Source organism: Streptomyces cathayae (assembly GCF_029760955.1).
GTDB lineage: Bacteria > Actinomycetota > Actinomycetes > Streptomycetales > Streptomycetaceae > Streptomyces > Streptomyces cathayae.
Genome location: NZ_CP121682.1, coordinates 2,384,898 through 2,406,093 on the forward strand (window position 1 = coordinate 2,384,898; position 21,196 = coordinate 2,406,093).

Sequence of the window (21,196 nt, forward strand, 5' to 3'; positions counted from 1 at the left end):
CCGAACGAATCCGTTCAAGCGTTTTCGCACGTTAGGCAGATATATACCGCAAATCAAACACGAAACGGGCTTATCACCCTTGTGCCGCAATGAACTCGGCTGCCGTGACCGATTCAGCGTTCCTCGTCGGGGAATCGCCCCTCGTCGAGATCCGTGATGAACAGTTCCAGCCGCCTTGCCGCGTTGGCGAGATCGTGCTTGGCCGCGGCCGTAATGACCAGCAGCTTCCGGGTCAGCGCCATCCGTACGCCCTCCGGTACTTGCAGTGCGCGCACTTCTGCATGCGCTTCTTTGAGCCGGGCCGCGACCAGCGTGTAGAGCTCGAGTTGGCCGTCGCGTTCCATGCACAGATTGTGCCATCTGGGGCGAGTTGTCGCCTGCGCAGGGGGCAACTACCGCCTCGGACGGCGGTCCGAGCACATTCGGAGACCACGCGCACGTGACACGTGTACCCCGGCAACCACCTTCATAACGTGGGAAGTTGCAAGGCCTCAAGAGGGCGCGCAGAGCCGAACGGGTGCAGAGACGGCCGTACCCCCGATCAGTCCGATCGGGGGTACGAAAGGGGGTTCGGTGTGGCCGAAAGTCGACCTGCCGCGAGGACTTCGCGTCAGGCGGCCGGGGCCGGGATCGTCTGCGGCTTGTACGACGGGCGCTTGGCCTCATACGCGGCGATGTCCGCCTCGCTCTGCAGCGTGATGGAGATGTCGTCGAGACCGTTCAGCAGCCGCCAGCGGGAGTTCTCGTCGAGCTCGAAGGGCGCGGTGATGCTCCCGGCGCGCACCTCGCGGGCCTGGAGGTCGACGGTGATCTCGGCGGTGGGGTCGGCTTCCGTCAGCTCCCACAGCGCGTCCACGGTCTGCTGGTCGAGGACCACGGTGAGCAGGCCGTTCTTCAGCGAGTTACCGCGGAAGATGTCGGCGAAGCGGGAGGAGATCACGGTTTTGAAGCCGTAGTTCTGCAGCGCCCAGACGGCGTGCTCGCGGGAGGATCCGGTGCCGAAGTCGGGGCCGGCGACCAGCACGGTGGCGCCCTCGCGCTCGGGGCGGTTGAGGACGAACTCCGGGTCCTTGCGCCAGGCCTCGAACAGCCCGTCCTCGAACCCGTCCCGGGTCACCTTCTTGAGCCAGTGGGCGGGGATGATCTGGTCGGTGTCGACGTTGCTGCGGCGCAGCGGGACGGCCCGGCCGGTGTGGGTGGTGAATGCTTCCATGACTGATCAGACTCCAGCGGGCGTGGGGGCGTCGGCGTCGAGGTCGGCCGGGGAGGCCAGGTGGCCGAGGAGCGCGGTGGCGGCGGCGACCTGGGGGGAGACCAGGTGGGTACGGCCGCCCTTGCCCTGCCGGCCCTCGAAGTTGCGGTTGGAGGTGGAGGCGCAGCGCTCACCGGGGGCGAGCTGGTCGGGGTTCATGCCCAGGCACATCGAGCAGCCCGCGTGCCGCCACTCGGCGCCCGCCTCCTTGAAGACCACGTCCAGGCCCTCGGAGACGGCCTGCAGGCCCACCCGGGCGGAGCCGGGGACGACCAGCATCCGTACGCCGTCGGCGACTTTGCGGCCCCTGACGATGTCGGCGGCGGCGCGCAGGTCCTCGATCCGGCCGTTGGTGCAGGAACCTACGAACACGGTGTCCACACCGATGGAGCGCAGCGGCTGGCCGGCCGTCAACCCCATGTATTCCAGGGCCTTTTCGGCGGCCAGGCGCTCCGAGGCGTCTTCGTAGGCGGCGGGGTCGGGCACGTCGGCCGACAGCGGAGCGCCCTGGCCGGGGTTGGTGCCCCAGGTGACGAACGGCGACAGCGCGGCGGCGTCGATGACGACCTCGGCGTCGAACTCGGCGTCCTGGTCGGTGCGCAACGTCTTCCAGTAGGCCACGGCCGCGTCCCAGTCCTCGCCCCGCGGGGCGTGCGGGCGGCCCTCGAGGTAGGCGAACGTGGTCTCGTCGGGGGCGATCATGCCCGCGCGGGCGCCGGCCTCGATCGACATGTTGCAGATGGTCATCCGGGCCTCCATCGAGAGCTTCTCGATGGCCTCGCCGCGGTACTCCAGGACGTAGCCCTGGCCGCCGCCGGTGCCGATCCGCGCGATGACCGCCAGGATCAGGTCCTTGGCCGTGACCCCGTCGGGCAGTTCGCCCTCGACAGTGATCGCCATGGTCTTGGGGCGGGTCATCGGCAGGGTCTGGGTGGCCAGCACGTGCTCGACCTGGGAGGTGCCGATACCGAAGGCCAGGCCGCCGAACGCGCCGTGCGTGGAGGTGTGCGAGTCCCCGCAGACCACGGTCATGCCGGGCTGGGTCAGCCCCAGCTGTGGCCCCACCACGTGCACGACGCCCTGCTCGACGTCGCCCAGCGAGTGCAGCCGGACACCGAACTCCGCGCAGTTCGCCCGCAGCGTCTCCAGCTGGACCCGGGAGACCGGGTCGGCGATGGGCTTGTCGATGTCCAGGGTCGGGGTGTTGTGGTCCTCGGTCGCGATGGTCAGGTCGAGCCGGCGCACCCCGCGGCCGCTCTTGCGCAGGCCGTCGAAGGCCTGCGGGCTGGTCACCTCGTGCAGCAGGTGCAGATCGATGAAGAGGAGGTCGGGCTCGCCCTCGGCGCGCCGGACGACATGGTCGTCCCAGACCTTCTCCGCCAGTGTCCTACCCATCGCTTTCCCCTTTTTTGGTGCGCTCGCCTCCGGGGCGGCCCTCCGGCTCGCTCACCACTGTTCTCGGGCTTCTGTGCCGGCCCCGTGGATTACGGGCCGTGTTCCACCCAGGGTGGCGCGTTCCCCCGAAAATTGAACTTGCGTTTCACAGAGTGAGACGCAAGTATCGTTGCATGGACAACAGTAGCGGCGTCGGCGTTCTGGACAAGGCGGCCCTCGTCCTGAGCGCTCTGGAGTCCGGCCCGGCCACCCTCGCGGGGTTGGTCGGTGCGACCGGACTGGCACGACCCACGGCCCACCGCCTGGCCGTGGCACTGGAACACCACCGCCTGGTGGCGCGCGACATGCAGGGCCGGTTCATCCTCGGCCCGCGCATGGCCGAACTGGCCGCGGCGGCGGGCGAGGACCGGCTGCTCGCCACGGCGGGCCCGGTGCTCACCCATCTCCGCGACGTGACCGGCGAGAGCGCCCAGCTCTATCGCCGGCAGGGTGACATGCGCATCTGCGTCGCCGCGGCGGAGCGCCTGTCGGGTCTGCGGGACACGGTCCCGGTGGGCTCCACGCTCACGATGAAGGCCGGCTCCTCCGCGCAGATCCTGATGGCCTGGGAGGAGCCGGAGCGCCTGCACCGCGGCCTGCAGGGCGCCCGCTTCACGGCGACGGCCCTGTCGGGTGTCAGGCGCCGTGGCTGGGCGCAGTCGATCGGGGAGCGGGAGCCCGGCGTCGCCTCCGTCTCCGCGCCGGTGCGCGGCCCCTCGAACCGCGTGGTGGCCGCCGTCTCGGTGTCGGGGCCCATCGAGCGCCTGAGCCGTCACCCGGGCCGTATGCACGCCCAGGCCGTCATCGACTCCGCGGCCCGCCTCTCCGAGGCACTGCGCCGCTCCTGACCCCATTCCCGCCCCTCGGGGACGGGCCCGCCTCAACGCCGCGGCAGGCCCTCCCCCGGGCTCCTGTCCCCGCACCTCGGTACCCCGTGCCGGGACACGAAGAAGCCCCCCACCGAGGTGGAGGGCTTTTCTTCTTCCTGCCTGTGTACCCCCGACCGGATTCGAACCGGCGCTACCGCCTTGAGAGGGCGGCGTGCTAGGCCGCTACACAACGGGGGCGTGGACACTGCGTTTCCGCAGGTCCGAGCTGGTCTACCTGGACTCGAACCAAGACTAACTGAACCAGAATCAGTCGTGCTGCCAATTACACCATAGACCAATGATGGTTTAGACCAGTTCAGTACCCCCGACCGGATTCGAACCGGCGCTACCGCCTTGAGAGGGCGGCGTGCTAGGCCGCTACACAACGGGGGCCCTGGCGATCCTCACCCGGCCGGAGCCGGATGGTTTCACCGTGAGGACAGTGGGCGCTACCCGGCCGCCCTCGCGGGATGGATCTGTACCCCCGACCGGATTCGAACCGGCGCTACTGCCTTGAGAGGGCAGCGTGCTAGGCCGCTACACAACGGGGGCTTCGCGGATGAGATCCGCAGGTGCAGATGAGCTCTGCGAGCTGGCCTACCTGGACTCGAACCAAGACTAACTGAACCAGAATCAGTCGTGCTGCCAATTACACCATAGGCCACTGGAACGCAATCCCCGGAGGGTCATTGTTCTAGCAGTGCGCTTGAGGTTGGTGGCCTTCCGGCCCGGTCCCCCGCGGCGCAGGAAGAACATTACCCGATGCCGGACCCGGCTCCAAAACGGGTATCCGTGCCGAGGATCGCGGGGAGTTCACCGAGGGAGGCGATCCGGCGCGGCCCGACGGGCGGCTCCAGGGTCGCGTACGCGCCGCCCCGGTCGATCCACACCGACAGCAGACCGGCCTCCGCCGCGCCCCGGCCGTCGATCTCCGGATGGTCCCCCACGTACGCGACCTGGGCGGGAGGGAGCGCCAGGGCCTCGCAGGCCGCCAGGAAGGCGCCGGCCTCGGGTTTGGAGACGCCCAGCTCGGCGGCGCACAGGATGGCCTCGAAGCGGTCGTGGACGCCGAGGACACGCAGCTTGCGGTCCTGGAGGTGGATGCTGGAGTTGGACAGCACCGCGTGCCGGTGGCTGGCGGCGAGCGCGTCGAGGACCGGCAGGACGTCCGGGAACAGCGACCAGGCCGCCTCGTAGTGCACGACGTAGCGCCGGAACCAGGCGTCGGCCTCGTCGTCGGTCAGCTCACGCCCCAGGAAGACCCGGGTGCGGTCGCGCCGCTGCGTCTCGAAGTCGACCTCGCCGGCGGCGAACCGGGCCCACTGGAGGTCGGTCACCTCCCGCCACCGCACCAGCGCCTCCTCCACGGAGGCGTGCCCGACCGGCAGCTCCTCGGCCAGCAGATGCGCCCGCATCCCCTCGCGGTCGGCGGAGGTGTAGTCGAAGAGGGTGTCGTCCACGTCCCAGACGACGGCTCGGATCGCCATGGGACCGACCGTACCCAAGAACAGCGAGGGGCGGCGCCCGAATACTCCGGGTGCCGCCCCTCACCTGTGGTCGGACCGGGTCACCCGGCGAGCTTCGCCAGGGCCGCGTCGATGCGGGTCAGGGTCCGGTCCTTGCCCAGGACCTCGAGGGACTCGAAGAGGGGCAGGCCGACCGTGCGGCCGGTGACGGCGACGCGGACCGGGGCCTGGGCCTTGCCGAGCTTGAGGCCGTGGGCCTCGCCGGCGGCCAGGACGGCCTCCTTCAGGGACTCGGGGGAGGTCCAGTCGGCCGCGTCCAGCTTCTCGCGGGCGGTGCGCAGCAGGGCGTCACTGCCCTCCTTCATCGCCTTGTTCCAGCTCGCCTCGTCGAAGACCGGCTCCGGGAGGAACAAGAAATCGACGTTGTCGGTGATCTCGGAGAGCACCTTCAGGCGGGTCTGCGCGTGCGGGGCGATGGCCTGCCACTTGGCCTCGTCGAAGGCCTCCGGGGCCCAGGGGGCGACGGGCGCCTTCAGCCAGGGGCGGCAGCGCTCGGTGAAGTCCTTCACCTCCAGCAGGCGGATGTGGTCGGCGTTGATCGCCTCGCACTTCTTCAGGTCGAAGCGGGCCGGGTTCGGCTGCACGTCGGCGACGTCGAAGGCGGCGACCATCTCCTCCATCGTGAAGATGTCCTGGTCCGCGGAGAGCGACCAGCCCAGCAGGGAGAGGTAGTTGAGCAGTCCCTCGGGGAGGAAGCCGCGCTCGCGGTAGAGGTTGAGCGAGGCCTGGGGGTCGCGCTTGGAGAGCTTCTTGTTGCCCTCGCCCATCACGTAGGGCAGATGGCCGAAGGCCGGGGTCTGCTTCGCGATGCCGAGTTCGGTCAGCGCCTTGTACAGGGCGATCTGGCGCGGGGTGGAGGAGAGCAGGTCCTCGCCGCGCAGGACGTGGGTGATCTCCATCAGGGCGTCGTCGACCGGGTTGACCAGCGTGTACAGCGGGGCGCCGTTGGCGCGGACGATGCCGTAGTCCGGGACGTTCTCCGGGGTGAAGGTCAGCTCGCCGCGGACCAGGTCGGTGAAGGTGATCGTCTCGTCGGGCATGCGGAAGCGGACGATCGGCTCGCGGCCCTGGGCCGTGTACTCCTCGACCTGCGCGTCGGTGAGGTCGCGGCAGTGGCCGTCGTAGCCGGAGGGCTTGCCGGCGGCGCGGGCGGCCTCGCGGCGGGTGTCCAGCTCCTCCTGGGAGCAGTAGCAGCGGTAGGCGTGGCCGGCCTCGAGGAGCTGGGCGGCGACGTCCTTGTAGATGTCCATGCGCTGCGACTGGCGGTACGGCGCGTGCGGGCCGCCGATCTCGGGGCCCTCGTCCCAGTCGAAGCCGAGCCAGCGCATCGAGTCGAGCAGCTGGGCGTAGGACTCCTCGGAGTCGCGGGCCGCGTCGGTGTCCTCGATGCGGAAGACCAACGTGCCCTGGTGGTGCTTGGCGAACGCCCAGTTGAACAGGGCGGTGCGGACCAGGCCCACGTGGGGGTTGCCGGTCGGAGAGGGACAGAAACGGACGCGTACGGGGGATCCGGGTGCGCTAGCCACGCTTGACAACCTTGTTGGTGAGAGTGCCGATGCCTTCGATGGTGACGGCGACCTCGTCGCCGACGGTGAGGGGGCCGACGCCGGCCGGGGTGCCCGTGAGGATCACGTCGCCCGGGAGCAGCGTCATCGCCTCGGAGATGTTGACGATCAGGTCCTCGATGGAGTGGATCATCTCGCTGGTACGGCCGAGTTGGCGCTGCTCGCCGTTGACCGTGAGCTGGACGGTGAGGTCGCCGGCGGCGGCGAGGTCCAGGTCCGTCTCCACCCAGGGGCCGAGCGGGCAGGAGGTGTCGAAGCCCTTGGCCCGCGCCCACTGCGTCTCCCGCCGCTGGACGTCGCGGGCGGTGACGTCGTTGGCGCAGGTGTAGCCGAAGATCACGTCCTTGACCCGGTCGCGCGGGACCTCACGGCACATCCTGCCGATCACCACGGCCAGTTCGGCCTCGTGGTGCACCTCCTGGGAGAAGGAGGGGTACTGGATGTCGTCGCCGGGGCCGATCACCGAGGTGGCGGGCTTGAAGAAGGCGAACGGGGCGTCGGGCACCTCGTTGCCCGTCTCCCTCGCGTGTTCGGCGTAGTTGCGGCCGAAGGCCACCACCTTGTTGGGGAGCACCGGGGGCAGCAGCCTGACCTTGTTCACCGGGACCTTGGTGCCGGAGAGTTCGAAGTCCGTGAACGGGATGCCCTTGATGATGTCCAGGACGAGCTCGTCCTGCTGGTCGCCCTCGACCGCGCCGAAGGCGACGTTCCCGTCGATGGAGAATCTGGCGATGCGCACGGGATTCTTGGCCCCTTGACCTTGACTGAACTGGCTGGAGTCTGACGCTCCAGGCTAGCGCGGCAGGGCACGCACGCCTCGCGCACGACCGGCGGCGCCCCCTGGAAGAGGGGGCGCCGCCGGTGAGCGCGGGACCGGCACAGGACCGGCCGGGCCCGTGCGCCTTGAGCGTTTCGGGGCCGGCGCGCGTACTGGTCCGTACTGGTACCGGGAAAGAGACTGGGGAGGGTGCTAGTTCGCGGCGGCGGCCGCGACCGGGATCTCCATGAGGACGGTGCGCCTGGGGTTGGCAGTCTGGGCCGGGAGTTCGACGGTGTGCTCCTGTTGGACCGGCGTCTGCAGTTCGGCAGCGCCGTCGAGGTGCGCCAGCGTCGTGCGTCGCGGGTTGGCGATCTTGTGGAACATCATCGTCGTCTTCACTGTTTGCTCGAACCTGTCCTGTTCATGGGGCGTCCGACGGGGTCCGGGGACCGTCCGTCGGACGCGGGTTGTCTGTTTCGCCATCCCTGTAAAGCGTCAGGCTAAACATCTGATTCCCCGCGGACCTCGGCGAGGAGCCACGATCACCGTGTGAGTTTGCTCACGAACCGACAGTCAAACAGGGTAAACCGGACCGGCGCGCCAACCCGCCGAAACGGACATTGCGCACCTGAATGGATCATTCCGCTCCTGATCATCGCGACTGGGACACCCCTCGAGCCCCCTCGAATCAGACCCATTCGCCCCCTTTGCGTGAGATCACTTTCTACGCCGGGTGACCCCGCACTCACTCGCCGTCATGTAAGTCACGGCATGACCCGTGGGCCTTGTTGGGGCATCCCGCACTGTGCTGGAATTCCCCGGACCGCCGCAGTTATCGATCCGGCGCACAGGGGGCGCACAAACGCGCCATCGTGGCGGTGAGCAAGGGGGAACCCACGCCGGTCACTCACGACCACCACGGGGGCGTATTCAGGGCGCCCCTATGACGCCGACACCGTGTCCCGCCGTTCGCGCGGAGGGGCGCCTGGTCCAGAGGTTGCGACGCTAGTGCAGGGACGTTTCAAGAGGGATGGCAGCGCTTCGGCCGAGCCGGAGCAGCACGGCGGGACTGGCCCCCGGGCCGTCGGCTCCTCGCCCCAGCACGCCCAGAACCAGAACCCGGCCGCGAACGGTGACGGCGGCGAACGACCCGGCCGCCCCGGAGCCGCACCCGCGGGAACGGCGGACACGCCCCCCGTTCCGCCGAAGCCCCCGAAGGGTCCCGACGGCCCGGGATCGCGCATGGCGCTGCGCAACTGGCGTATCTCCACCCGCCTGGTGTCGCTGCTCGCGCTCCCGGTGGTCGCGGCCACCTCGCTGGGCGGTCTGCGTATCAGCCAGTCGATGGACGACATCCAGCAGCTCGACAACATGAAGCTGCTGACGGACATCACCCAGGAGGCCACCGAGCTCGCCGCCGCGCTCCAGGAGGAGCGCGACCAGTCGGCCGGCCCGCTGGCGCACGGCGGCAAGGCCACCGACTTCGGAGTCAAGGGTCACCGCGAGAAGACCGACCGCGCCCGGAAGAACTTCCTCGACAGCTCCGAGGAGATCAACAGCGCGAGCCAGGACGGCGACCTCAAGGGCATCCGCGACAACCTGGTCCAGCTCGCCGGCGACCTGGGTGACCTCGAGAAGATCCGCAACACGGCCTATGTCTCGAAGGACAACTCCACCCAGACCGTCGAGGGCTACCACCGTCTGATCGAGAACCTGATCGACCTCTCCCAGGACATGGCCGAGGCGACCAGCAACCCCGAGATGATCCAGCGCACCCGCGCCCTGGCCTCCTTCTCCGCCGCCAAGGAGTACGCATCGATCCAGCGCGCGGTCCTCGCGGCGGCGCTGCCCGCCGGCAACAGCACCTACGGCAACCTCTCCGAGAACGACCGGCTCTACGCCGAGTCGGCGCTGGAGAGCCAGAAGTCCGAGCTGCGCAGCTTCCGGAGCATCTACGGCGAGGACAAGGCCACCGAGCTGCTGCTGCCCATCGAGGACGGCAACGCCATCATCAAGGCCGCCGACAAGTACGCGAGCCGTGCCCTGGTGTCGGACGACGGCCTGGAGTCGATGGCCAAGCGGTCCTACCGGGACTGGCTGGACGACAGCTCCACCAAGATCCAGCAGATGAAGAACGTCGAGCTCCGGCTGCTCGAGGAGATGGAACAGAAGGCCCGTGAGCTGCGCAGCGCCACCGAGCGCGACGCGATCATCTCCGGTGCGCTGATCCTGCTCGTGCTCGGTGTGTCGCTGGTCGGCGCCTTCGTCGTGGCCCGCTCCATGATCCGCTCGCTGCGCCGGCTCGAGGACACCGCGACCAAGGTCGCCCAGGAACGCCTGCCCGAGCTGGTCAAGCAGCTGTCCGAGTCCGACCCGCAGGACGTCGACACGTCCGTGGAGTCGGTCGGTGTGCACTCCCGGGACGAGATCGGCCGGGTGGCCGCGGCCTTCGACGACGTGCACCGCGAGGCGGTCCGTCTCGCCGCCGAGCAGGCCCTGCTGCGGGGCAACGTCAACGCGATGTTCACCAACCTCTCGCGCCGCTCCCAGGGTCTGATCCAGCGCCAGCTGTCGTTGATCTCCGAACTGGAGTCCCGCGAGGCCGACCCGGACCAGCTGTCCTCGCTGTTCAAGCTGGACCACCTCGCCACCCGCATGCGCCGTAACGGTGAGAACCTCCTCGTCCTCGCGGGTGAGGAGCCCGGCCGGCGGTGGACCCGCCCGGTCCCGCTGGTCGACGTGCTCCGTGCCGCCGCGTCCGAGGTGGAGCAGTACGAGCGCATCGAGCTGACCGCCGTGCCGACCACCCAGGTCGCCGGCCGCGTCGTCAACGACCTCGTGCACCTGCTCGCCGAGCTGCTGGAGAACGCGACCTCGTTCTCCTCCCCGCAGACCAAGGTCAAGGTCACCGGTCACGCGCTGCCCGACGGCCGCGTGCTGATCGAGATCCACGACACCGGTATCGGTCTGTCGCCGGAGGACCTGGCGGCGATCAACGAGCGGCTCGCCTCGCCGCCCACCGTGGACGTCTCCGTCTCCCGCCGCATGGGTCTGTTCGTGGTCGGCCGGCTGTCGCAGCGGCACGGCATCCGCATCCAGCTGCGCCCGTCCGACTCCGGTGGTACGACCGCGCTGGTCATGCTGCCCGTCGATGTCGCCCAGGGCAACAAGAAGCCCCAGGGCCAGCCCGGTCAGCCGGGTGTCGGCGGCCCCGCCGCCGCGCAGGCCGCGGCCGGTGCCTCGGCGGCCCGCCGGTCCGCCGAGGGCGGTCAGTCCGGTGGCGGTGCCCTCGGTGGCGGTGCTCCCGGTGGTGGCAGGCTCGCCGCCGGCCAGGGTCCGCGGGCCGCGCTGCCCGGGCGGGACGGGCAGGGCCGGCCGGGTGCCCCGGGCGGGGCACGTGGTCCGCAGGGCCAGCCGGGCAGGTCTTCGGCACCGTCGCTGTTCGAGCAGGGCGGTCCTCCCTCCGCGCAGGGCCAGGGCCGTCCGGCCCCCGCGGGCGCGGGTGCCGGCTACGGCGGTCAGGCTCCGGGCGCCCCGCAGGGGCTGCAGTCCTCGGGCCAGGGCGGAGCGCAGGGCCAGGACCTGTTCGGCGGCCGGGGTTCCGTGCCGCCGCAGCGGGGCAACGGCAACGCCGAGCGCGGCCGTCGTCCCCAGCTGCCGCCGCGCGGTGGTCCGCGCGCCGAGCTGCCCGGTGGCGACCAGCAGCAGCCGCGGGTGCCCAGCTGGAGCGACGAGAACGCCCAGCCGCCGGTGCCCCGTGCCCCGCTGGACGCTCCGCGCGGCCACGAGGAGCCGGACGTCTCCCGCACCAGCCCCATGCCGCGGTTCGACAACCACCAGGCTCCCGACGCGACGGCCGAGATGCCCCGCTTCGACGACCGGCAGAACCCCGGCTCACCCGCCGCCTACGGCACCCCCGGTGCCGGCGCTCCGCAGAACACCGGCCAGTACGCCCGGCCCGACGCGAACAACGCCCAGTTCGCCCGCGGCGACGTCTACGGCACGCCCTCGGACCAGTACAACGGACAGAACCCGTCCGGCACCGGCCAGTTCGCCGCCCCGCAGGGCTACGACAACGGCTCCGCCGGCCGGTACCCGGCTCCGGAGCGGAACGGCGGCGCTCCCGCACGGCACGCCCTCCCGGAGCGCCCGAACCTCGCGGACCCGGCCTCCACCGGCCAGTTCGAGCGTCCGCAGCCGAACGGACCGCAGGGAAGGGCGGGCGCCGACTTCGGTGCCCAGCGCCCCGCGGCGCCGCAGCGGCCCGGTGACGGCCGCGCGCCGAGCGACGCCTGGGCACTGCCGCCGGCGTCCGGCCCCGGTGACGGGCGCACCCCCCTCTACGACACCCTGGAGACCAACTGGTTCCACGGTGCCCGGGAACAGGAGCAGGGCAATCCCCCGGCTCCTGCCCAGCAGCAACAGCAGCAGCCGCAATCTCAGCAGCAGCCGCAGCAGCAACCTCAGCAGCCGCAGGGGCCCACCGGCCCGCAGCGGGCCGTCACCTCCACCTGGCGCAGCTCACCCAACGACGAGCTGGTCCGGCAGGCCGAACGCGTCCGGCAGCCGGCCGCGGGCGGCGTCACCACTTCCGGCCTTCCGCGCCGGGTGCCCAAGGCGAACCTCGTCCCGGGCACGGCACAGGAGCAGACCCACCAGAGTGGCCCGCAGGTCTCACGTGCGCCCGACGACGTGCGTGGACGGCTGACCAATCTCCGTCGGGGTATCGCACAGGGTCGTCAGGCCGGGTCCAACCAGACCGGCAGCTTCCCTCGACCCACTCACCAGCAGGAGCGTTAGTTGAGCCCGATGAGCCAGGCGGCACAGAACCTCAACTGGTTGATCACCAACTTCGTGGACAACACCCCCGGGGTGTCCCACACCGTCGTCGTGTCCGCCGACGGTCTCCTTCTGGCGATGTCCGAGGGCTTCCCGCGCGACCGCGCGGACCAGCTCGCGGCCGTGGCCTCGGGACTGACCTCCCTGACGGCCGGCGCCTCCCGCATCTTCGAAGGCGGCAAGGTCGCACAGACGGTCGTCGAGATGGAGCGGGGTTTCCTCTTCCTCATGTCCGTCTCGGACGGCTCCTCGCTGGCCGTCCTCGCGCACCCCGAGTGCGACATCGGCCTCGTCGGCTACGAGATGGCACTCCTGGTCGACCGTGCGGGAGCGGTCCTCACCCCGGATCTGCGCGCCGAACTACAGGGAAGTCTGCTCCACTGACCGGCCCCGGCACCACCCGTCTCACCAAATCACCGTCCGGCCGCCACAATCCCCCCACCGGCCCTGTCAGACGGCTTGACTGACCGACTTGCTGTCCCGTCCGGAGGACCCATGACCCCGCCCACCGCCTCTCATGATCCGTACGCGGAGCCGTACGAGGACGAGGGCGACCAGCCACTGGTACGTCCGTATGCGATGACCGGTGGCCGGACCCGGCCCCGCTATCAGCTGGCCATCGAGGCACTGATCAGTACGACGGCCGACCCGGCAGCGCTCATGGGGCTCCTCCCGGAGCACCAGCGCATCTGCCATCTGTGCCGTGAGGTGAAGTCGGTCGCCGAGGTGTCGGCGCTTTTGAACATGCCGCTGGGCGTGGCCCGGATTTTGGTGGCGGACCTCGCCGAGGCGGGTCTCGTCGCCGTTCACCAGCCGGGCGGCGACGAGACCACCGGCGCACCGGACGTGACACTGCTCGAAAGGGTGCTCAGTGGACTTCGCAACCTCTAGCGGCGAGGCGGTCTCCGAAAGCCGCGCCACCACCTCCGCGAAGATCGTGGTGGCGGGCGGCTTCGGCGTGGGCAAGACCACGTTCGTCGGCGCTGTCTCGGAGATCAATCCCCTGCGCACCGAGGCCGTCATGACGTCCGCTTCGGCGGGTATCGACGACCTGACCCACACCGGGGGCAAGACCACCACCACGGTGGCCATGGACTTCGGCCGTATCACCCTGGACCAGGACCTGATCCTGTACCTCTTCGGTACACCCGGCCAGGACCGCTTCTGGTTCATGTGGGACGACCTGGTCCGCGGCGCCATCGGCGCGATCGTGCTCGTCGACACGCGGAGGCTCGCCGACTGCTTCCCCGCGGTCGACTACTTCGAGAACAGCGGCCTGCCGTTCGTGGTCGCCCTCAACGGCTTCGAAGGACAGCAGCCGTACCAGCCGGAGGAAGTGCGCGAAGCGCTGCAGATCGGACCCGACACCCCGATCATCACCACCGACGCCCGGCACCGTTCGGACGCCAAGAGCGCGCTGATCACCCTGGTCGAGCACGCGCTGATGGCGCGGCTCCGGTAGTCAATGTCGTAGCTGCATACGGCAGTTGCTGTAGATATGCCGACGCCGGCTGTGTCCTTGGACACGGCCGGCCTCGGCGTTCATAACGTTTCGGCAGAGGAATCGAGCCATGCCGACACGCGACGCGTTCGGACCGTTCCCCTATGCGCACAAAGGCCACGCCTTTTGGCGGGGCTCACTCCTTTTGCCCCTTTTATCTGCGGCTTACATCACGCCGGAACCTCCCCGTCCGCTGTTTGGAAGAGCACTGCTCGGCATGCTGGAATGCCTGAACTGCCCATTGGTCAAAGACGCGCTCAGTAGTCGTTGGCATGCCGGGCTCTGAGAAACCGCGGCACAGCGTTGGTGCCGACCGCCGAGAGGTTGTTGGTCGAGTGAGGCGAAGCACGAACAGTCCCGAGCCATCGGCCCGGGGCAACTTCACCCCGCCGCCGCGCGCAGCGGCGCCCACCCCCGGGCACGACGCGGAACCGACGGCCCCGCCCGCTCCGAGCGGCGGGCGCTTCTCCCCGCGCAACTGGCGGGTGGCGACCAGGCTGAACGCGATCCTGCTCGTGCCCGTGATGGTCGGCCTGGTCATGGGCGGCTTCCAGGTGAAGGGCTCGATCGACACCTGGCAGGAGGCCGAGGACGCGGAGAACACCGCGCGTCTGGTGCAGGCCTCCCTCACTTACGCCAACGCCCTCTATCTGGAGCGGGACCTCACCGCGGCCCCGCTGCTGCAGGGCAAGGGCGAGGACGACCCGACCGTCGTCAAGGCCCGTGCCGCCACGGACGAGGCGGCCGACGCGTTCGACGCGGCCGCGCAGAACGTGCCGGCCAAGCCGGGCCTGCAGCGTCGGCTGGAGGTGCTGCGCGAGGCCGAGCCCAAGCTCACGGCGCTGCGCACCGCCGCGTACACCTCCAAGCTCAAGGGTGTGGAGACCGAAGAGGGCTACGTCGAGGTCGCCAACCCTCTGATGCAGTTCGCCAACGAGCTCGGTCTGGGCACCGGCAACATCACCAGCTACGGCCGTACGGTCTACGCGATCTCGCTGACCAAGGCGGCGGTGTCGCTGCAGCGGTCCATCGGCACGCACCTGCTGGTGAAGCCCGGTCCCACCGACAGTCAGCTCGCCAGCCAGCGCGTCGCGCTCTCCTCCTACGCCTACCTCGAGGGCATCGCCGTCCAGGAGTACATCGGCGGTGGCACCGCGGCCGACGCGGCCAAGCTGGACCAGCTCGAGCAGGAGATCAAGGCCGACGGGGCGGAGCAGGCCAAGGAGGCGGCGTCCCAGGATCCGGACTACGTCCCGCCGCCCTCCGACCCGCGCACGATGGTCTCCGAGGTCGCACGTCTCGGCTCCACCGATCCGGCCGCCCGCGCCGAGATAGCCGGCCGCGGCGTCACCCCCGAGAACTGGTGGGCGGTCAACACCCTCAAGTTCGACGGCTACCGCCAGATCGAGTCGGACCTCGCCGACAGCGCGGTGGAGGAGGCCGCCACCATCGCCGGCGACGCGCAGCGCGACGCCTTCGTCACCGGCAGCGCCGTCGTGCTCGCCCTGCTCGCCGCGTTCATCCTGGCCGGCATGGTGGCCCGCCAGATGAGCCGCTCCATGCGCAAGCTGCGCCACGCCGCCTTCGGTATCGCCGAGCAGCGGCTGCCGACGCTGGTCGACCAGCTCTCCCGTACCGACCCCGGCCGGGTCGACACCCGGGTCACCCCGATCCCGATCACCTCGACGGACGAGATCGGCGAGGTCGCCCGCGCCTTCGACCAGGTCCACCGCGAGGCCGTCCGGCTCGCCTCCGAGCAGGCACTGCTGCGGGGCAACATCAACGCGATCTTCACCAACCTCTCGCGCCGCAACCAGTCGCTGATCGAGGGTCAGCTGACCCTGCTCACCGGCCTGGAGAACAACGAGGCCGACCCGGACCAGCTGGAGAACCTCTTCAAGCTGGACCACCTGGCCACCCGTATGCGCCGTAACGGCGAGAACCTCCTCGTCCTCGCCGGCGAGGAGCCCGGCCGCCGCTGGGACCAGCCGGTGCCGCTGGTCGACGTGATCCGCGCCGCCTCCTCCGAGGTGGAGCAGTACGAGCGTGTCGAGCTGTCCGGTGTCCCCGAGGCCGAGATCCACGGCCGTGCGGTGACCGACCTCGTGCACCTGCTGGCCGAGCTCCTGGAGAACGCCACCACGTTCTCCTCCCCGCAGACCAAGGTCCGTGTCACCGCGACCCGTCTCCCCGACGGCCGCGTGATGATCGAGATCCACGACAAGGGCATCGGCCTGACCGCCGAGGACTTCGCGGACATCAACCACAAGCTGGCCAACCCGCCGACCGTGGACGCCGCGATCTCGCAGCGCATGGGTCTGTTCGTGGTCGGCCGGCTGTCCGACCGGCACGGCATCCGCGTCCAGCTGCGCCCCTCGGGCGAGCAGGCCGGTACGACCTCGCTGGTCATGCTGCCGGACGCGATCACCCACGGTGGTGGTGGCGAGGTACAGGCCGGCCCCGACGAGTTCACCGTCTCCCAGATCATCCCGGAGCAGGACTACCCGGGCGAGGACTTCAGCCAACAGCAGCAGCAGCCGATGCGCACCGCTGCGGAACTCGGCTTCGACGACAGCCGTTACGAGGTCCCGGACGACATCCGCGGCCTGAACCCGATCGGCCGTACCCGGATGCGCGAGGAGCGGCGGGCGGCCCTGGACCCGCAGAGCCCGCAGCCCGCGCTGTCCGGCCCGGAGCAGCAGCCCGGCGCCGACGAGTTCGCCGCCCCGCAGGGCTACGACAACGGCCAGGGCTTCGACGGCGGTCCGGCCGGTTACCCGGACCAGACGCAGCCCGCCGGATACGACCAGCAGGCGTACGGCGACGGACAGCAGTCCGCGTACGAGGGACAGCAGCAGCCGGCGTACGACGAGTCGTACTACCAGCCGAACGGCGGGCTGCCGCAGGGGGACGGCTTCTCGTCGAACGGCGGCTACCCGGACCCCTCCTACGCCCAGCCGGCCCAGGACGACTGGCCTCAGCAGGGCGGTTACCAGAACGGCTACCCGGCGCAGTACCCCGCGACCGCCCCGGAGCCGGAGCCCGCCCCGACCGCTGACGCGAGCGCGCAGGACAGCGTAGGCTTCGACCGTCCGGGACCGGCCCCCACCGCCTCCCACGCACTCACCGACGCCGGACTTCCGCGGCGCGGGTCCACCCCGAGCGACACCGGTGGAGCGCGGCGGGCGAACCAGGAACCGACGGTCCCGGCACCCTCTTCCGCTGCGGCGCCGGCTCCGGCTCCGCAGGGCGACGGCGACAACTGGCGTTCGGCGAACGACGAGCGCTGGCAGCAGGCGTCCTCGCTGCGGAAGCCCAAGGCGGGCGGGGTGACCTCATCCGGTCTGCCGCGGCGGGTACCCAAGGCCAACCTGGTCGAGGGCGTCGCCGAGACCACCCCTCAGGGAGGCCCTCAGGTCTCCCGCGCCCCGGAGGACATCCGGGGCAGGCTGAGCAACCTGCGGCGCGGCGTCCAGCAAGGCCGCAACGCAGGCAGTGAATCGAACGGCCAGGCCACCGGTAATCACCGCAGTGGGCCTGACAGCACCTACAACCAGGAGCGTTAGTGTGAGCCCGATGAGCCAGGCGGCGCAGAACCTGAACTGGTTGATCACCAACTTCGTGGACAACACCCCGGGGGTGTCCCACACGGTGGTGGTCTCCGCCGACGGACTCCTTCTGGCGATGTCCGACGGATTCCCCCGCGACCGCGCGGACCAGCTCGCGGCCGTGGCCTCCGGTCTGACGTCGCTGACGGCAGGCGCTTCCCGGATCTTCGAGGGTGGCAGCGTGAACCAGACGGTTGTGGAGATGGAGCGGGGATTCCTGTTCCTCATGTCCATCTCCGACGGTTCCTCCCTCGCGGTTCTCGCACATCCCGATGCGGACATCGGTCTCATCGGCTACGAGATGGCCCTTCTGGTCGACCGAGCCGGTACGGTCCTGACTCCGGACCTTCGTGCGGAACTCCAAGGGAGCCTGCTCAACTGACGAACGGACGGTGCGGTTCGGCGTCCCGTGGCCGTAAGGTTTCGGGACGCGGCTACCACGCGATGGGTGCCAGGCACAGTCGGAGGAGGAGAAAGTGGTAACACCACCGGGCGGATCGTCTTCGGGCAACTGGTCGTACGACCCTGCGCAGGGTCACAACGACGGTTCCCAGAACCGATACGGCTACTCCTCCCCACCGGACCACCGGCAGCCGTACGCGCCGCAGGGCCCCGGCCCTTCGCCGTACGACCAGCCGCGCACCCAGCCCGTGCAGCCGCAGCGCCGTGCCCCCGAGCCGACGCCCGCCGGGGCGTCGAACAATCCCCTGGTGCGCCCGTACGCGATGACGGGCGGCCGCACCAGGCCGCGGTACCAGCTCGCCATCGAGGCGCTGGTGCACACCACCGCGCAGCCGCACCAGATGCAGGGCCAGTTGCCCGAGCATCAGCGGATCTGCCACCTCTGCCGGGAGATCAAGTCGGTGGCCGAGATCTCGGCCCTGCTGACCATCCCTCTCGGTGTGGCCAGGATTCTCGTCGCCGACTTGGCGGAGGCAGGACTGGTCGCCATCCATCAGCCCGGCGGCGACGAGAGCGCCGGCGGCCAGCCAGACGTGACACTGCTCGAAAGGGTGCTCAGTGGACTTCGCAAGCTCTAGCGGCGGTCCTTCCCGCTCCACCACTTCCGCGAAGATCGTGGTGGCGGGCGGTTTCGGCGTGGGCAAGACCACGTTCGTCGGCGCTGTCTCGGAGATCAATCCCCTGCGCACCGAGGCCGTCATGACGTCCGCTTCCGCGGGTATCGACGACCTGACCCACACCGGGGACAAGACCACCACCACGGTGGCCATGGACTTCGGCCGTATCACCCTGGACCAGGACCTGATCCTGTACCTCTTCGGTACACCCGGCCAGGACCGCTTCTGGTTCATGTGGGACGACCTGGTCCGCGGCGCCATCGGCGCGATCGTGCTCGTCGACACGCGGAGGCTCGCCGACTGCTTCCCCGCGGTCGACTACTTCGAGAACAGCGGCCTGCCGTTCGTCATCGCGCTGAACGGCTTCGACGGCAACCAGCCGTACAACCCGGACGAGGTGCGGGAGGCGCTGCAGATCGGGCCCGACGCCCCGATCATCACCACCGACGCCCGGCACCGTTCGGACGCCAAGAGCGCGCTGATCACCCTGGTCGAGCACGCGCTGATGGCGCGGCTGCGGTAGCTGCTCCGCGCCGGATCGCGCACTGCCCCCTGCGGCCATCGGGCTGCCGGGGGCTGTTGTGTGCCCGGGTGCGGGTGTCACCCCGACGGTGCCGACGGTGCCACGAAAAGAGGCCCCTCCTTCACAAGGAGGGGCCTCTTCGCGTGTGAGGTCAGCGCCAGCTGTGCGGGGCGCGGAAACCCGGCTCGCGTTCGAGGCGGCGCCAGCCGGCCCTGGCGCGGCCGCGGTGGGCCCGGGCGTCGGAGGTGGGGCGGGTGGCCGCGCGGGCCAGGAGGATCGCCGTGATGGCGGCGACCTCCTCGGGCTCCGCGTGGCCCTTCTCGACACGGATGTCAGATGTGCTCATGGGTGTCAGTCTCCCTGGGAGAGAGGTCCGCGGGGTTGCCGCGATGGGTCCGCCCGGTTACTGCGGCGGGTTGCCGTGCTTACGGGAGGGCAGGTCGGCGTGCTTGTTCTGGAGCATCGCCAGGGACCGGATCAGCACCTCGCGGGTCTCGGCGGGGTCGATGACGTCGTCGACCAGACCGCGTTCGGCCGCGTAGTAGGGGTGCATCAGCTCGGACTTGTACTCCTTGACCATGCGCGCCCGCATGGCGTCCGGGTCCTCGGCCTCGGCGATCTGGCGGCGGAAGATGACGTTGGCCGCGCCCTCCGCGCCCATCACGGCGATCTCGTTGGTGGGCCAGGCGTAGGTGAGGTCGGCGCCGATGGACTGGCTGTCCATGACGATGTACGCGCCGCCGTACGCCTTGCGCAGGATCAGCGAGATGCGCGGCACGGTGGCGTTGCAGTACGCGTACAGCAGCTTCGCGCCGTGGCGGATGATGCCGCCGTGCTCCTGGTCGACGCCCGGGAGGAAGCCGGGGACGTCCAGGAAGGTGAGGATCGGGATGTTGAAGGCGTCGCACATCTGCACGAAGCGGGCGGCCTTCTCGGACGCCTCGATGTCGAGCACGCCCGCCAGTGTCTGGGGCTGGTTGGCGACGATGCCGACGACCTGGCCGTCCATCCGGGCCAGCGCGCAGATGATGTTGCGCGCCCAGCGCTCGTGGACCTCGAGGTACTCGCCGTCGTCGACGATCTCCTCGATGACCTTGGCCATGTCGTACGGGCGGTTGCCGTCGGCCGGGACCAGGTCCAGCAGGGTCTCGCCGCGGCGCTCCGCGGGGTCGGTGCTCTCGACCCGCGGGGGGTTCTCGCGGTTGTTCTGCGGGAGCAGCGAGAGGAGGTAGCGCACCTCGGCGATGCACGTCTCCTCGTCGTCGTAGGCGAAGTGACTGACACCGCTGGTTCCGGCGTGCACGTCCGCGCCGCCCAGGCCGTTCTGGGTGATCTCCTCACCGGTGACGGCCTTGACCACGTCCGGGCCGGTGATGAACATCTGCGAGGTCTCGCGGACCATGAACACGAAGTCCGTCAGGGCGGGGCTGTAGGCGGCGCCGCCCGCACACGGGCCGAGCATCACGCTGATCTGCGGGATGACACCGGACGCCTTGGTGTTGCGCTGGAAGATGCCGCCGTAGCCGGCGAGCGCCGAGACACCCTCCTGGATCCGGGCGCCCGCGCCGTCGTTGAGGGAGACCAGCGGCGCACCCGCCGCGATGGCCATGTCCATGATCTTGTGGATCTTGGCGGCGTGGGCCTCGCCCAGCGCACCGCCGAAGATCCGGAAGTCATGGGCGTAGACGAAGACCGTACGGTCCTCCACCGTGCCCCAGCCGGTGATCACACCGTCGGAGTAGGGCTTCTTGGTCTCCAGGCCGAAGCCGGTCGCCCGGTGCCGGCGCAGCTGCTCGACCTCGCGGAAGGAGCCCGGGTCGAGCAGCAGTTCGATGCGCTCCCGTGCGGTCAGCTTGCCCTTGGCGTGCTGCGCCTGGGTGGCCTTCTCGCTCGGGCCGGCCAGCGCCTGTGCGCGAATCTCGTGCAGTTCGGCCACGCGTCCGCGCGCGTCGGCCGGCTCACCCGGCGCCTCATCCAAAACGGTCATGTAGTGACCTTACGAAGCTCACCCGGGAATGCGAGCCGTCGACTCCTCACAGTCTCCGGGGCGTTTTCCTGGTGCCACTGAACAGAACCGAGGCGACATGCAGGCGTTCCGACTGCCTGGAGGGCCTGAAGCTTGTAGGGTTTCCATAAAAATGGAAGCCGAGGCACCCCTCACGCCCCCGCATGGCGCACACCTCCCCGAGAGTGCGGCCCGACTGCGGCCGGGGCGCCCCGCATCCGGGGATCCGGCGGGC

The 21,196-nt window shown here is 70.0% G+C and carries 18 protein-coding genes and 5 tRNA genes; 9 read left to right on the forward strand and 14 right to left on the reverse strand.

The window, feature by feature from the left end:
* Positions 1-113: 113 nt before the first annotated feature.
* The 3 genes from PYS65_RS10665 to leuC all read right to left on the reverse strand — a co-directional run bounded on the left by PYS65_RS10665 (position 114) and on the right by leuC (position 2,647).
* Positions 114-344, reverse strand: coding sequence for an SCO5555 family protein (locus tag PYS65_RS10665; protein WP_279333697.1), 231 nt, complete (start codon positions 342-344; stop codon positions 114-116).
* A 266-nt stretch (positions 345-610) separates the two neighbouring features.
* Complete coding sequence (gene leuD / locus PYS65_RS10670; RefSeq protein WP_279333698.1) at positions 611-1,213, reverse strand: 3-isopropylmalate dehydratase small subunit; 603 nt, start codon at positions 1,211-1,213, stop codon at positions 611-613.
* 6 nt (positions 1,214-1,219) lie between these two features.
* On the reverse strand, positions 1,220-2,647 hold the full coding sequence (gene leuC, locus PYS65_RS10675) for a 3-isopropylmalate dehydratase large subunit (protein ID WP_279333700.1): 1,428 nt from the start codon (positions 2,645-2,647) through the stop codon (positions 1,220-1,222).
* Between the two features lie 173 nt (positions 2,648-2,820).
* Here leuC and ndgR point away from each other — a divergent pair, with 173 nt between their 5' ends.
* The gene (gene ndgR, locus PYS65_RS10680) at positions 2,821-3,534 is read left to right on the forward strand and encodes an IclR family transcriptional regulator NdgR (RefSeq protein ID WP_279333701.1); all 714 of its coding nucleotides are present in this window, start codon (positions 2,821-2,823) and stop codon (positions 3,532-3,534) included.
* 146 nt (positions 3,535-3,680) lie between these two features.
* Here the strand turns inward: ndgR and PYS65_RS10685 are convergent.
* The 9 genes from PYS65_RS10685 to PYS65_RS10725 form a co-directional block, all read right to left on the reverse strand.
* A tRNA-Glu gene (locus PYS65_RS10685) sits at positions 3,681-3,753 on the reverse strand.
* 28 nt (positions 3,754-3,781) lie between these two features.
* Positions 3,782-3,853, reverse strand: a tRNA-Gln gene (locus PYS65_RS10690).
* A gap of 22 nt (positions 3,854-3,875) precedes the next feature.
* A tRNA-Glu gene (locus PYS65_RS10695) sits at positions 3,876-3,948 on the reverse strand.
* An 86-nt stretch (positions 3,949-4,034) separates the two neighbouring features.
* Positions 4,035-4,107, reverse strand: a tRNA-Glu gene (locus tag PYS65_RS10700).
* A 40-nt stretch (positions 4,108-4,147) separates the two neighbouring features.
* A tRNA-Gln gene (locus tag PYS65_RS10705) sits at positions 4,148-4,219 on the reverse strand.
* A gap of 91 nt (positions 4,220-4,310) precedes the next feature.
* Positions 4,311-5,042 (reverse strand): HAD family hydrolase, encoded by a 732-nt coding sequence (locus tag PYS65_RS10710; protein WP_279333702.1) that lies wholly within the window; start codon positions 5,040-5,042, stop codon positions 4,311-4,313.
* An 80-nt stretch (positions 5,043-5,122) separates the two neighbouring features.
* The gene (gene gltX / locus PYS65_RS10715) at positions 5,123-6,607 is read right to left on the reverse strand and encodes a glutamate--tRNA ligase (RefSeq protein ID WP_279333703.1); all 1,485 of its coding nucleotides are present in this window, start codon (positions 6,605-6,607) and stop codon (positions 5,123-5,125) included.
* Complete coding sequence (locus tag PYS65_RS10720; RefSeq protein WP_279333704.1) at positions 6,600-7,385, reverse strand: fumarylacetoacetate hydrolase family protein; 786 nt, start codon at positions 7,383-7,385, stop codon at positions 6,600-6,602. The genes gltX and PYS65_RS10720 overlap by 8 nt, the downstream gene beginning before the upstream one ends.
* Before the next feature lie 231 nt (positions 7,386-7,616).
* On the reverse strand, positions 7,617-7,805 hold the full coding sequence (locus tag PYS65_RS10725) for a hypothetical protein (RefSeq protein ID WP_279333705.1): 189 nt from the start codon (positions 7,803-7,805) through the stop codon (positions 7,617-7,619).
* 609 nt (positions 7,806-8,414) lie between these two features.
* Here PYS65_RS10725 and PYS65_RS10730 point away from each other — a divergent pair.
* From PYS65_RS10730 to PYS65_RS10765, 8 genes are all read left to right on the forward strand, one after another.
* Entirely contained in the window at positions 8,415-12,206 is a 3,792-nt protein-coding gene (locus tag PYS65_RS10730; RefSeq protein ID WP_279333706.1) for a sensor histidine kinase, read from the forward strand.
* A gap of 9 nt (positions 12,207-12,215) precedes the next feature.
* Positions 12,216-12,629: a roadblock/LC7 domain-containing protein gene (locus PYS65_RS10735; protein WP_086730004.1), complete on the forward strand. Its 414-nt coding sequence runs from the start codon at positions 12,216-12,218 to the stop codon at positions 12,627-12,629.
* Between the two features lie 111 nt (positions 12,630-12,740).
* On the forward strand, positions 12,741-13,136 hold the full coding sequence (locus tag PYS65_RS10740) for a DUF742 domain-containing protein (protein WP_279333707.1): 396 nt from the start codon (positions 12,741-12,743) through the stop codon (positions 13,134-13,136).
* Positions 13,117-13,707 carry a GTP-binding protein gene (locus tag PYS65_RS10745; protein ID WP_279333709.1) on the forward strand — a complete coding sequence of 197 codons (591 nt, stop codon included), beginning with the start codon at positions 13,117-13,119 and terminating at the stop codon, positions 13,705-13,707. Before PYS65_RS10740 ends, PYS65_RS10745 begins: the two co-directional genes overlap by 20 nt.
* Before the next feature lie 374 nt (positions 13,708-14,081).
* Positions 14,082-17,312, forward strand: a complete 3,231-nt coding sequence (locus PYS65_RS10750) for a sensor histidine kinase (protein ID WP_279333710.1) — start codon at positions 14,082-14,084, stop codon at positions 17,310-17,312.
* Positions 17,313-17,322: 10 nt separating this feature from the next.
* Positions 17,323-17,736 carry a roadblock/LC7 domain-containing protein gene (locus PYS65_RS10755; RefSeq protein WP_279337912.1) on the forward strand — a complete coding sequence of 138 codons (414 nt, stop codon included), beginning with the start codon at positions 17,323-17,325 and terminating at the stop codon, positions 17,734-17,736.
* Positions 17,737-17,830: 94 nt separating this feature from the next.
* Positions 17,831-18,394, forward strand: coding sequence for a DUF742 domain-containing protein (locus PYS65_RS10760; RefSeq protein ID WP_279333711.1), 564 nt, complete (start codon positions 17,831-17,833; stop codon positions 18,392-18,394).
* On the forward strand, positions 18,375-18,956 hold the full coding sequence (locus tag PYS65_RS10765; protein WP_109381174.1) for a GTP-binding protein: 582 nt from the start codon (positions 18,375-18,377) through the stop codon (positions 18,954-18,956). Before PYS65_RS10760 ends, PYS65_RS10765 begins: the two co-directional genes overlap by 20 nt.
* A 151-nt stretch (positions 18,957-19,107) precedes the next feature.
* On the opposite strand, the gene PYS65_RS10770 is transcribed toward PYS65_RS10765, so the two are convergent.
* Together PYS65_RS10770 and PYS65_RS10775 are read right to left on the reverse strand one after the other, a co-directional pair.
* Entirely contained in the window at positions 19,108-19,302 is a 195-nt protein-coding gene (locus tag PYS65_RS10770) for an acyl-CoA carboxylase subunit epsilon (RefSeq protein ID WP_279333713.1), read from the reverse strand.
* 57 nt (positions 19,303-19,359) lie between these two features.
* On the reverse strand, positions 19,360-20,943 hold the full coding sequence (locus PYS65_RS10775) for an acyl-CoA carboxylase subunit beta (RefSeq protein ID WP_279333714.1): 1,584 nt from the start codon (positions 20,941-20,943) through the stop codon (positions 19,360-19,362).
* Positions 20,944-21,196 lie beyond the last annotated feature (253 nt).

Coding starts and splice junctions, on each gene's coding strand:
- PYS65_RS10665 (WP_279333697.1), bottom strand. CDS start 344: ATGGAACGCGACGGCCAACTCGAGCTCTACACGCTGGTCGCGGCCCGG.
- leuD (WP_279333698.1), bottom strand. CDS start 1,213: ATGGAAGCATTCACCACCCACACCGGCCGGGCCGTCCCGCTGCGCCGC.
- PYS65_RS10710 (WP_279333702.1), bottom strand. CDS start 5,042: ATGGCGATCCGAGCCGTCGTCTGGGACGTGGACGACACCCTCTTCGAC.
- PYS65_RS10735 (WP_086730004.1), top strand. CDS start 12,216: ATGAGCCAGGCGGCACAGAACCTCAACTGGTTGATCACCAACTTCGTG.
- leuC (WP_279333700.1), bottom strand. CDS start 2,647: ATGGGTAGGACACTGGCGGAGAAGGTCTGGGACGACCATGTCGTCCGG.
- PYS65_RS10755 (WP_279337912.1), top strand. CDS start 17,323: ATGAGCCAGGCGGCGCAGAACCTGAACTGGTTGATCACCAACTTCGTG.
- ndgR (WP_279333701.1), top strand. CDS start 2,821: ATGGACAACAGTAGCGGCGTCGGCGTTCTGGACAAGGCGGCCCTCGTC.
- PYS65_RS10740 (WP_279333707.1), top strand. CDS start 12,741: ATGACCCCGCCCACCGCCTCTCATGATCCGTACGCGGAGCCGTACGAG.
- PYS65_RS10770 (WP_279333713.1), bottom strand. CDS start 19,302: ATGAGCACATCTGACATCCGTGTCGAGAAGGGCCACGCGGAGCCCGAG.
- PYS65_RS10775 (WP_279333714.1), bottom strand. CDS start 20,943: ATGACCGTTTTGGATGAGGCGCCGGGTGAGCCGGCCGACGCGCGCGGA.